Genomic DNA, 12,951 nt, shown 5'->3' on the forward strand with positions numbered 1-12,951 from the left:
TCGTTCCCCGCATCATCGCCCGAGTCGCCCGAGCCCCTTTCGGGTGTCCTGAATGCATGCATTCCGACCAGCGGGCATTCCTGCGCCTGCGCCCTTTTGACCCTGTATTTCTTACATAGCTGACCGGGCAGACGCGCGGCCTGGTCTGCGCGCCATCCCTTGCTGCACCGCACTTCCGGCCCGATGCCGCGATGCGTGCCGGCGCTGGCATGCCGTCTGCATGTCCTTATGGAATTGACATGACGCGCGCCCGCCTGCCCTACGGGCGCCCCACGGCCAGAGGACGTGTGACGTGCGCATTTGCCAAATCAACCTGACGGAATCGCGGGCACTGGACAACGACGCACTGGTGCGCGCTGCCAGGCTTGGATTCGACCATATCCTGCTGGCCGGCTGGTCGGCCTCCCACTCACGGCCCGACGCCTTGCAAGCCGCGTTCGAAGCCTGCCGCAAGCATGGCCTGGCACCGCTGCTGGACCTGGCGCTCGACCGCCTCCCCAGTGACACCGCGGCCATGCACGACGGCTGGGTCGATCATGCGCGGCCCGCCGGCAGCCCCGATGCCACGGACAACCATCTGCCCGGCGTGCGCGTGCGCTGGTTCGACGACGCCACGGCCAGCCAGTTGCTGGCCTGGTGGACGGCGCAGCTGGGCGATGCCCTCGCCATCGGCGCGGCGGGCTTCTGCTGCAGGGCACCATCGCGCGTAGCGGGGCGGCATTGGACCGAACTGATCGAGACGCTGCAGCGCAATAACGGCGCCGGCCCGGCCGGCAAGCCGCTGTTCCTGGCCTGGACGCCCGGCACCACGCCACAGCAACTCGACGACCTGTCTGCCGCACCGTTCGACGGCGCCTTTTCGTCGTTGCCGTGGTGGGACTACCGCAGCGCCTGGCTGACCGAGGAAATCGCCCGCCTGCGCCGCTTCGGCCGCGTACTGGCAGCGCCCGCGCTGGCGCCGGACGGCGTTGACGTGCTGGCCGCACGGCGGGCGCTGTGGACGGCAGCCGCCATCGGCGATGGCTGGATGGTACCGGCGGGGTACGAGACGGGCGCGGCCGCCGCACATGCCGCCGCGCCCGATACCTCGCCCGGCGCACAGGCTGACGGCCATCCCGACGATATCGTCGACGCGCCTTACGACCTGACCCATGAACTGATGCAGGCCAACGCCTGGCTGGCTGGCCGCGACGACGAGCCCGCCGTGGCGGTGCGCCAGGTCAGCGGCCCGGATGCCCCGCTGACCGTGCTGGCGCGCGTGCCGCGCCATCTTGCCAACGGCGCCGCCGGCGAGCGCGCACTGACGGTGGTGCTGAACCCATGCCCCGTGCAGCCGGCGTCGTTCGGCGTCGACCGGGTGCTGAGCGGACTGCCGCAACCATCGGCCACGCTGACGCCCGTGGACGGCGGCCCGGGCGGCACGCTCGAAGATGGCCTCGACAAGCTGAGCCCCTGCAGCACCATCACGCTGCCGCCGGCCGATATCCGTCTGTTCGAAGCGGTCCCGGCTCCCGTCGTCACCACCAACGGGCGCAAGGACGCCCGCAAGTCATCCGACCGCGCCGCCGATCGGGCGCTGGCCGCCGCGATGGAAGCCCCGCGCGTAGCCATCGAAAACCTCGCGCCCAGCACCGACAACGGCCGCTTTGCCGTGCGCCGCACCGTGGGCGAACGCGTGGAAGTCAGCGCCGATATCTGGATGGACGGTCATGACAAGCTGGCTGCCGCCGTCCTGTGGCGCGGCCCCGGAGAGCAGGCGTGGCGCGCCGCGCCGATGGTCCATATCGTCAACGACCGCTGGCGCGGCAGTTTCCCGATGGTGGCCCTGGGCCGCCATGAATTCACCGTCGAGGCCTGGCGCGATACATTCGCCAGCTGGCTCGACGAGGTGGGCAAGAAACGCAAGGCCGGCGTCGACATCAAGCTGGAGATCGAGGAAGGCGCGCGACTGGTGGCAGCCACGCTTGATACGCCGGACGGCGCAGCCATCTCCGACGCCAGCGCGATCCTGGCCGACCTGTCGGCCGCAGCCGATGACGCGTTGCGCCTGGAAATCCTGCTGTCGCCGCGCACCGAGACGGCCATGCGCGCGGCCATGGAAACGCCGGCCGGCCGCCCGTTCGCGAGCCGCTACCCGACCATCATGCCAATCGAGGCTGACCGCCTGGCCGGCCGCTTTGCCAGCTGGTACGAACTGTTCCCGCGCTCCGAGAGTGGCGATGTGAACCGCCACGGTACCTTCGATGACGTGATCCGCCGCCTGCCCGCCATTCGCGCGATGGGCTTCGACGTGCTGTATTTTCCGCCGATCCATCCCATCGGCCAGGCGCACCGCAAGGGCAAGAACAACAGCCTGAAGGCCGAACCTGGCGACGTGGGCAGCCCGTATGCCATCGGCAGCCCCGAGGGCGGGCACGACGCGATCCATCCACAACTGGGCACGCTGGAGGACTTCCAGCGCCTGCGCCGGGCCGCGGCCGACATGGGAATCGAACTGGCGCTGGACTTCGCCATCCAGTGTTCGCCCGACCATCCCTGGCTGCGCGAGCACCCCGAATGGTTCTCGCACCGTCCGGACGGCACGCTGCGCTATGCCGAAAACCCGCCCAAGAAGTACGAGGATATCGTCAACGTCGACTTCTACGCGGCGCCACCGGGCGGCCAGCAGCTCTGGCAGGCGCTGCGTGACGTGGTCATGTTCTGGGCCGACCAGGGCGTACGCATTTTCCGCGTGGACAATCCGCATACCAAGCCCCTGCCGTTCTGGGAATGGATGATCGCGGACGTGCGCGCGAAGCATCCGGACACCCTGTTCCTGGCCGAGGCCTTCACCCGGCCCAAGATGATGGCGCGGCTGGCAAAGCTGGGCTTCTCGCAGTCGTACACGTACTTCACCTGGCGCAACACCAAGGCCGAGCTGATCGAGTACATGACCGAGCTGACACAGAGCCCGCTGCGCGAGTTCTATCGCCCGCATTTCTTCGTCAACACGCCGGACATCAACCCGTTCTTCCTGCACGAAGGCGGGCGCCCGGCGTTCCTGATCCGCGCCGCGCTGGCAACGCTGCTGTCGGGCCTCTGGGGCATGTACAACGGTTTCGAGGTCTGCGAAAGCGCGCCGCTGATCCTGAACGGCGTGGAACGCGAGGAATACCTCGACTCCGAGAAATATGAACTGCGCGTGCGCGACTGGCATGCGCCGGGCAACATCGTGGCCGAGATCTCGCGGCTGAACCAGATCCGCGCGAACCACCCGGCGCTGCAGAGCCACCTGGGCCTGCGCTTCTATCACGCCAGCGACGACGCCGTGCTGTATTTCGCGCGCTTTGTGCCCACCGGGGCCGAGCACGCCGGCGCGTTCGGCGACGACGTACTGCTGGCCGCCATCAGCCTGGACCCGCGCGCGCCGCGCGAGACCGAAATCGAACTGCCGCTCTGGGAATGGGGCCTGCCGGACAACGCCGCGCTGGACGCCGAAGACCAGATGTTCGGCACCCGCTTCACCTGGCACGGCAAGCGCCAGCGCATCCGCCTGAACCCGCGCGACTTGCCATTCTCGCTCTGGCATGTCAGGCCCCAACAACAACCTGGAGACACGGCATGAAGCGACTCTCCGAGCGCGCCAACGCCGCACTGCTCAACGCCGATCCGCTCTGGTACAAGGACGCGGTGATCTACCAGCTGCACATCAAGTCATTCTACGACGCCAACGGCGACGGTGTGGGCGATTTCGCCGGCCTGCACGCCAAGCTCGACTATCTGGTCAGCCTGGGCGTCGACACGGTCTGGCTGCTGCCGTTCTACCCGTCGCCACGCCGCGACGACGGCTATGACATTGCCGACTACCGCAATGTCCATCCCGACTACGGCTCGCTGGCCGAGGCCAGGCGCTTCGTGTCGGCGGCACACGCCCGGGGCCTGCGCGTGATCACCGAACTGGTCATCAACCATACGTCGGACCAGCATCCGTGGTTCCAGCGCGCACGCCGCGCCAAGCCCGGGTCCGCCGCCCGCAACTACTACGTATGGTCCGACAACGACCAGAAATACACCGGCACCCGCATCATCTTCTGCGATACCGAAAAATCCAACTGGAGCTGGGACGCCGAGGCCGGCGCGTATTTCTGGCACCGCTTCTACTCGCACCAGCCGGACCTCAACTTCGACAATCCGCAGGTGCTCAACGAGGTGCTGTCGGTCATGCGCTTCTGGCTCGACATCGGTATCGATGGCCTGCGGCTCGATGCCGTGCCCTATCTGGTGGAACGCGAAGGCACCAGCAACGAGAATCTGCCCGAGACGCACGAGGTGATCCGCAAGATCCGCCGCCACCTGGACGAACGGTATCCGGGCCGGATGCTGCTGGCCGAGGCCAACATGTGGCCCGAAGACGCCCAGCAGTACTTTGGCGGCGCCAGTGGCGGCGGCACGGCCGACACCACGGGCGCCGCCAGCCCCGACGGCGGCATCGAAGGCGACGAATGCCACATGTCGTTCCACTTCCCGCTGATGCCGCGCATGTACATGGCCATCGCCCGCGAAGACCGGTTCCCGATCACCGACATCATGCGGCAGACCCCCGAGGTGCCGCCGAACTGCCAGTGGGCGATCTTCCTGCGCAACCACGACGAACTGACGCTGGAAATGGTGACCAGCAGCGAGCGCGACTACCTGTGGGAAGTCTACGCATCGGATCGCCGCGCCCGCATCAATCTCGGCATCCGCCGCCGGCTGGCCCCGCTGATGGAACGCGACCGCCGCCGCATCGAACTGATGAACAGCCTGCTGTTCTCGATGCCGGGCACGCCCGTGATCTATTACGGCGACGAAATCGGCATGGGCGACAACATCCACCTGGGCGACCGTGACGGCGTGCGCACGCCGATGCAGTGGTCACCCGACCGCAACGGCGGCTTCTCGCACGCCGACCCGGAACGGCTGGTGCTGCCGCCCCTGCAGGGCCCGCTGTACGGCTTCGAGGCCGTCAACGTCGAAGCGCAGACGCGCGACCCGCATTCGCTGCTGAACTGGATGCGCCGCATGCTGGCGCTGCGCCGTCAGCACCGCGCATTCGGCCGGGGCACGCTGCGCTTCCTGTTTCCGGGCAACCGCAAGATCCTGGCGTACCTGCGCGAGTACGACGGCGAGCACATCCTGTGCGTCGCCAACCTGTCGCGCGCGCCGCAGGCCGTGGAACTGGACCTGTCCCAGTTCCACGGCCGCGTGCCCGTGGAAATGCTCGGCGCCACGCCGTTCCCGGCCATCGGCCAGCTTACGTACCTGTTGACGCTGCCGCCGTATGGCTTCTACTGGTTCGTGCTCAGCGAGGACGCGCAGCCGCCGTCGTGGCACGTCAACGCGCCGGAGCAGATGGTGGATCAGGTCACGCTGGTACTGCAGAATATTGGCGGCCGCTCCGAGCTGACCGACTCGGCCCGCCGCGCACTGACCACCGAAGTCCTGCCCAACTATCTGGCGCGGCGCCGCTGGTTTGCCTCCAAGGGAGAACGCATCGAACGCGTGACCGTCGCCTACGCCTGGCCCGTGGCCCGCGTGGGCACCAGCGAGGAAGTCTGGCACTGCGAGGTGGAGGTATCGCTACCGGGCCGTACCGAGTGCTACCAGCTGCCGGTGGCACTGCTATGGGACCGCGAAAACACCGACGGCATGTCGCAGCTGATGACCGGCCTGTCGATGGCCCGCATCCGGCGCGGCTCCCGCGTGGGCGTGGCGACGGACGGCTTCGTGGTCGAGTCCTACGCCCGCGCCGTGGTGCAGTCGCTGCGCGACGCCGTCAGCGCCGAGACGCCGCACGGGACCATCCGCTACCTGGCCGAGCCCGGCCTGGCCGAAGCCCCGCTCGAAGCCGAACCGGTGCAGTGGATGTCGGCCGAACAGTCGAACAGTTCGCTCGCGTTCGGCAACACAGGCGTGCTGAAGCTGGTGCGACGCGTGGCCGGCGGCATCCACCCCGAGGCCGAGATGACGCGCTACCTGACCAGCCATGGCTATACGCATTCGGCGCCGCTGCTGGGCGAAGTCGTGCGCACCGGCGCGGATGGCACGCCGCATACGCTGATGCTGCTGCAGGGCTACATCCTGAACCAGGGCGATGGCTGGGACTGGACCCTCGATTACCTGGGCCGGTCAATCGACGACGCCCTGCCCGCCACCGAGACCGACAACGAGGACGAGTTCGGCGAAGCCATGGCCGGATACGCCACGATGGTCGGCACGCTGGGCCGGCGCCTGGCCCAACTGCACGCAGTGCTGGCGCAGCCGACCGATGACGACGCGTTTGCGCCGGTGGCGGCCACCGAGGCGCAGGCCACGGAATGGGCCGAGGAAGCGCTGCGGTCGCTCGAAGAGGCGCTGGGCCTGCTCGAAGCGCGCCGGGGCAATGCCTCGGGGGCCTTCGCGCGCGACATCGACACGCTGCTGGCCGCGCGTGACAAGCTGCCGCATCTGGTGGCACGCCTGGCTGCCGCCGCGCCCGGCAGCCTGCAGACGCGCATTCACGGCGACTTCCACCTGGGCCAGGTACTGATCGCGCAGAACGACACCTACCTGGTGGACTTCGAAGGCGAGCCGCGCCAGCCACTGGCCTTCCGCCGGCGCAAGACGTCGCCACTGCGCGACGTGGCCGGGCTTTTGCGATCGATCGACTATGCTGCCGCCACGGTAGGCACCGACCGGCAGGAGCGCACGCACGCCACGCTGCCACCCGCCCAGGCCGAACGTCGCGCCGCGTTGCTGGACCGCTTCCGCACCACGGCCGGCGACGCATTCCTGAACTGCTACCAGCAGGCCATGGCGGCTGCGCCGCAGCCCTGGGCCGATACCGGCCAGCTGCAACCACTGCTTGACCTGTTCCTGCTGGAACGTGCGGCGTATGAAGTGGGCTACGAGGCGGCCAACCGCGTGGCATGGATCGACCTGCCGGCCAGTGGCCTGGCACGCCTGGTCCGCAAGCTGCTGGGAGACGACGATGTCCATGAATGATGCCGCCACGCTCGATGCGCCCGCGCCGACATTGCCAGGACCGGTCATCGACGCACTGCGCGAGGCCCGTCTGGCCGATCCGTTCGGCGTACTCGGCCCACAGCGCGACGAACACGGCGCCGTGGTGCGCGCCATCGTGCCCGGCGCGGCGGCCATACAGCTGACCGGCGCCGATGGCGAGTTTCTGGCCGACATGACGCGGCTGCACGCCGACGGCGTGTTTGCCGGGCGCCTGCCCGGCTTCAAAGGCCGGCAACCCACCGCCCCCGACTACCGGCTGCGCATCCGCTGGCCCGACGGCAGCGAGCAGATCGCCGCCGACCCGTATGCGTTCGGCCTGCTGCTGGGCGAACTGGACCTGCACCTGTTCAACGAGGGCCGCCATCTGGAACTGGGCAAGTGCCTGGGTGCGCAATGCCTGACCATCGACGGTGAACCGGGGGTCCGGTTTGCCGTGTGGGCGCCCAATGCGCGCCGCGTGTCCGTGATTGGCGATTTCAATGGCTGGAACCCGGCACGGCACCCCATGCGGCTGCGCCACGGCGCGGGCGTCTGGGAACTGTTCGTGCCGCAGGGCATGGGCGTCGGGCCCGGCAGCCGCTACAAGTACGACATGACCGGCCCGCATGGCGAGGCGCTGCCCGACAAGGCCGATCCGGTGGCGCAAGCCACCGAACTGCCGCCGGCCACGGCGTCGGTGGTGGCCTGCGCGGGGCATGCCGCGCCGCCGTTCCGCTGGAACGATGCCGCATGGATGGAACAGCGCGCGAAGACCGATCCGTACGCCGCGCCGATGTCGGTCTACGAGTTGCACGTGATGTCCTGGCAGCGTGACGCCAACGACAGCGGCCGGGGCTGGGACATCCTGGCCGAGCGGCTGGTGCCCTATATCCGCGACCTTGGCTTCACGCATATCGAACTGCTGCCCATCACGGAACACCCGTTCGGGGGATCGTGGGGCTACCAGCCGCTGTCGCTGTTCGCGCCCACGGCCCGCCTGGGGTCGCCGGAACAGTTCGCATCGTTTGTCGACCGCTGCCACCAGGCCGGCATCGGCGTGATCCTGGACTGGGTGCCCGCGCACTTTCCGACCGATCCGCACGGGCTGGCGATGTTCGACGGCACCGCGCTATACGAACACCAGGACCCGCGCGAGGGCTATCACCAGGACTGGAATACGCTGATCTACAACCTGGGCCGCAACGAGGTGCGTGGCTTCCTGCTGGCCAATGCCGTGCACTGGCTCGAACATTTCCATGCCGACGCGCTGCGCGTGGACGCGGTGGCTTCGATGCTCTATCGCGACTACAGCCGCGAAGCGGGCCAGTGGGTGCCCAACCGCTTTGGCGGCCGCGAGAACCTGGAGTCGGTGGCGTTCCTGCGCGAGATGAACACGGTGGTGCGCGAGCGCTGCCCGGGCGCGCTGACCATCGCCGAGGAATCCACGGCGTGGCCCGGCGTCACCGCCAGCGTGGAATCGGGCGGACTGGGCTTCAGTTTCAAGTGGAACATGGGCTGGATGCACGACACGCTGCGCTACCTGGGCCACGAGCCGATCCACCGCCCGTGGCACCACGGCGACATGACATTCGGCATGGTCTACGCGTGGTCCGAGGCGTTCGTGCTGCCGCTGTCGCATGACGAGGTGGTGCATGGCAAGGGATCGATGATCGGCAAGGCGCCCGGTGACGACTGGCAGCGCTTTGCCAACCTGCGCGCGTACTACGGCTTCATGTGGACGCATCCGGGCAAGAAGCTGCTGTTCATGGGCGGCGAATTCGCACAATGGCGCGAATGGAACCACGACGACGAACTGGACTGGGCGCTGCTAGACCAGCCCGCCCACCGGGGCGTGCACTCGCTGGTGCGCGACCTGAACCGCCTTTACCGCGACCTGCCGGCACTGCACGCGATGGACCACCGGCCCGAAGGCTTCCAGTGGATCGTGGGCGACGACCAGCAGAACAGCGTGTTTGCGTACCTGCGGCGCGCCGGGCCCGATAGCCAGGACGTGGTGCTGGCCGTCGTCAACATGACGCCGGTGCCGCGCATCGGCTACCGCCTGGGCGTGCCGTTCGCCGGGACGTGGGAGGAGTGCCTGAATACCGATGCCGAAATCTACGGCGGCAGCAACATGGGCAACGGCGGGTGCGTGCAGGCCGACGCGACGCCATCGCACGGCCAGCCCGCGTCGTTCTCGCTGACCCTGCCGCCACTTGCCACGCTGATCCTGCGGTACGCACCGGAGCATGCTGCCTGACGCCTGAAGCCGGGGCCACTGCCAGCAGTACGCGCCGTCACGACACACATAACCAGAACAACGAGGAGCTTCACGCATGGCGAGCCTTACCGTTGATCGCCTGCTGCCCGGCAAGCCGTATCCGCTTGGCGCCCACTGGGACGGACTCGGCGTCAACTTCGCGGTGTTTTCCGCGAACGCCAGCCGCATCGACCTGTGCCTGTTCTCGCCGAACGGGCGCAAGGAGGTGCAGCGGCTGGCGCTGCCCGAGTGCACCGATGAAATCTGGCATGGCTACCTGCCGCACGCGCAGCCCGGCCAGCAATACGGCTTTCGTGCATTCGGCCCGTACGAACCCACGCGCGGGCACCGCTTCAACCCGCACAAGCTGCTGCTGGACCCGTACGCCCGTGCGTTGAGCGGGCCCGTGCGCTGGTCCGACGCGCTGTTCGGCTACCGTCTCAACAGCCCGCGCGCCGACCTCACGCCCGATCGCCGCGACAGCGCGCCGACCATGCCGAAGGCCGTGGTCATCGACGAGAGCTTCAACTGGGGCGACGACCGGCCGCCACGCCAGCCATGGACCACGACCTCGATCTACGAGGTGCATGTCCGGGGCGCATCCATGCTGCGCGAAGACCTGCTGCCGCAGTACCGTGGCACCTTTGCCGCATTGGCGGACCCGCGCCTTGTCGAGCATCTGCTCCAGATGGGCGTCACGGCGATCGAACTGCTGCCCATCCATGCGTTCCTGCAGGACCGCTTCCTGGTGGAGCGCGGGCTGCGCAACTACTGGGGCTACAACACGCTCGCGTTCTTTGCCCCCGAGCCGCTGTACCTGTCCGGCCGCCAGCACCACGAGGTGAAGATCGCGATCCGGCGGCTGCATGCGGCCGGCATCGAGGTGATACTGGACGTGGTCTACAACCACACCTGCGAAGGCAACGAACTGGGGCCCACGATGTCCTGGCGCGGGCTGGACAACGCCAGCTACTACCGCCTGATGCCCGGCGACGAGCGCCACTACATCAACGACACCGGCTGCGGCAACACGCTGAACCTGTCGCACCCGCGCGTGCTGCAGATGGTGATGGACTCGCTGCGCTACTGGGTGGAGGTGTTCCACGTGGATGGCTTCCGCTTCGACCTTGGCAGCACGCTGGGCCGCGAAAGCAACGGCTTCGACCCGGGATCGGGCTTCTTCGACGCGATCCTGCAAGACCCGGTGCTGTCGCGCGTCAAGCTGATTTCCGAGCCCTGGGACCTGGGCCCCGGCGGCTACCAGGTGGGCAATCATCCGCCGGGCTTTGCCGAATGGAACGACAAGTTCCGCGACAACGTTCGCCGCTTCTGGCGCGGCGACGCGGGACAGCGCGGCGAACTGGCCGCGCGGCTGACCGGCTCGGCCGACCTGTTCGACCACCGCCACCGCAAGCCGTGGGCCAGCGTCAACTTCATCACCGCGCACGACGGTTTCACGCTGGCCGATGTGGTCAGCTATGCGCACAAGCACAACGAGGCCAATCACGAAGACAACCGCGACGGCAACGACGACAACGCCAGCGCCAACTGGAGCCCGGACGGCAGCGTCGAGGGCCCCACCGACGACGAGGCCGTGCTGGAAACACGCGGCCGCGTGGCACGCGCCATGATGGCGACGCTGCTGCTGTCGCAAGGCACGCCGATGATCACGGCCGGCGACGAATGGTGCCGCAGCCAGCAAGGCAACAACAACGCCTACTGCCAGGACAACGAGCTGTCATGGCTGAACTGGGACGATGCCGCCCATTCCTCCAACGCGCCGATGCGCCGCGTGGTCAGCCGCCTGCTGGCACTGCGCAGGCAGTTGCCGGTGCTGACCGAGAACCGCTTTGTCCACGGCCGCTCGCAGCCGGCCCCGGGCCTGGCCGATATCGCCTGGTTCGGGCCCGACGGCAATGAATTGACCAGCGAGCAGTGGAGCAATCCTGAAGACCGTACGCTGGCGCTGCGCCGTGCCACGCACTGCCCGCAGGAAGAAGTGGAGGTGATCGTGCTGTGCCTGAACGCCAGCCACGAGGACGTGGTGTTCCGTATGCCGGCGCCCGGCGAGGACTGGCACCTCCTGTTCGACAGCACCGCGCCTGACCTGGAAGACGAACCCGTGACGCTCGATGACGAGGGCCGTCCGGCGTACAGGGTGACCGCGCACGGGCTGGCGTTGCTGGCCGCCGCCGTTCCCAAGGACGAGGACCCGTCGCGATGAGCGAAGATGATCCGCTCCGGCTGCTGGCCGCACGCGCCGGGTTGCAGGTGCGCTGGCGCGACGCATGGAACCAGCCGCAGACGCTCTCGCCGGACGCCCTGCGCACGGTGCTGACGGCGCTGGATCTGCCCTGCGGCACGCCCGGCGAGTGCGAGGCTTCGCGCGCCCGGCTTGCGGCCGACGATGGCGCGCACGCGCTGCCGCCGCTGATCACCGCCGACCAGGGCAAGCCCGCGGCCGTGCCATGGGCGCACGCGCTGGCCCAGCGCCCCTATCGCCTGGAATGCGAGGACGGTACGATCGTCGAGGGCATCGCCCGGCGTGCCGGCGACGGCACGATGGAAATCGAACCGGTATCGCAATGGGGCTACCACCATCTGCTGCTGGGCGACGTGGAGACCACGCTCGCGGTAGCGCCGCCACGCTGCTTCGGCATGGCCGACGCGCTGGCGGCATCGCCGCGCCCGGTACTGACAAGCAAGCCATGGGGGCTGTCGGTGCAGTTGTACGGACTGCGGCGCGGCGCCGACACGGGACTGGGCGACCTGACCACGCTGGCGCTGACGGCGGAAGCTGCGGCACGTGCCGGCGCCGATGCCATCGGTATCAATCCGCTGCACGCGGGATTTCCGGCGCTGCCGGAGCGTTTCAGCCCGTACTCGCCGTCCAGCCGCATCTTCTTCAACCCGCTCTATGCAGACCCGGCGGGCGTATTCGGCCAGGGCGCCGTGGACCGCGGCGTGGCTGTGCTTGGCATTGGCGCGGCGCTGGCCGAAGCCGAGCGCCGCACCGAGATCGACTGGCCGGCCATCTCCACCTTGCGGCTGCAACTGCTGCACTGGCTCTGGCAGCATCACGACACCCTGCTTCCCGCCACGCAGAAACAGGCGTTCGCCGCGTTCCGCGCGCGCGGTGGCAAGGCGCTGCTGGCCCATGCGACCTTCGAGGCCATCCAGGCGGAGCGGCTGGCCGCCGCCACTGACAGCGACGCCGCCCGCGACGCGGCCGACTGGCGGCGCTGGCCCGCCACGCTGCGCGGCCCCGATGGGGCAGCGGCCGTGGGCATGGCGACCACCGCAGCCGACGCCATCGGCTATCACGCATTCCTGCAATGGCTGGCCGCCCACGGCCTGGAAGATGCCCAGCGGCGGGCCCGTGCGGCCGGCATGGCCGTTGGCGTGATTGCGGACCTTGCCGTCGGTACCGACCCCGGCGGCAGCCACGCATGGACGCGCCAGGCCGAGATCCTGAACGGCTTCCACGCGGGCGCGCCGCCCGACCTGTACAACCCGCTGGGACAGGACTGGGGCGTGGCCGTATTCTCGCCGCGCGGCCTGCGCCGCCACGGCTATGCCGCCTTTATCGAGATGCTGCGCGCCAACCTGGCCCATGCCGGCGGCCTGCGCATCGACCATGTGCTGGGGCTGGCGCGCATGTGGCTGGTGCCCGGAGGCGCGCCCGCCCG

General features: G+C 68.7%; 5 protein-coding genes. All 5 read left to right on the top strand.

Annotated elements, in window-relative coordinates; genetic code table 11:
• Positions 1-292 precede the first annotated feature (292 nt).
• Positions 293-3,604 (top strand): alpha-1,4-glucan--maltose-1-phosphate maltosyltransferase, encoded by a 3,312-nt coding sequence (locus A9J21_RS27800; RefSeq protein ID WP_066741408.1) that lies wholly within the window; start codon positions 293-295, stop codon positions 3,602-3,604.
• Positions 3,601-7,002: a maltose alpha-D-glucosyltransferase gene (gene treS / locus A9J21_RS27805; protein WP_066741410.1), complete on the top strand. Its 3,402-nt coding sequence runs from the start codon at positions 3,601-3,603 to the stop codon at positions 7,000-7,002. The genes A9J21_RS27800 and treS overlap by 4 nt, the downstream gene beginning before the upstream one ends.
• Complete coding sequence (gene glgB, locus A9J21_RS27810) at positions 6,995-9,262, top strand: 1,4-alpha-glucan branching protein GlgB (protein WP_066741412.1); 2,268 nt, start codon at positions 6,995-6,997, stop codon at positions 9,260-9,262. Before treS ends, glgB begins: the two co-directional genes overlap by 8 nt.
• A 76-nt stretch (positions 9,263-9,338) precedes the next feature.
• A complete protein-coding gene (gene glgX / locus A9J21_RS27815; RefSeq protein WP_066741414.1) occupies positions 9,339-11,486 on the top strand; it encodes a glycogen debranching protein GlgX in 2,148 nt (715 codons plus the stop codon).
• Positions 11,483-12,951: 4-alpha-glucanotransferase (locus A9J21_RS27820; protein ID WP_066741416.1), on the top strand; the 1,469-nt coding region annotated here is incomplete at its 3' end. The genes glgX and A9J21_RS27820, both read left to right, overlap by 4 nt.

The sequence above is a fragment of the Cupriavidus sp. D384 genome, from assembly GCF_001652915.1.
In the GTDB taxonomy this organism is placed as follows: Bacteria; Pseudomonadota; Gammaproteobacteria; order Burkholderiales; family Burkholderiaceae; genus Cupriavidus.

Coding starts and splice junctions, on each gene's coding strand:
- treS (WP_066741410.1), top strand. CDS start 3,601: ATGAAGCGACTCTCCGAGCGCGCCAACGCCGCACTGCTCAACGCCGAT.
- glgX (WP_066741414.1), top strand. CDS start 9,339: ATGGCGAGCCTTACCGTTGATCGCCTGCTGCCCGGCAAGCCGTATCCG.
- glgB (WP_066741412.1), top strand. CDS start 6,995: ATGAATGATGCCGCCACGCTCGATGCGCCCGCGCCGACATTGCCAGGA.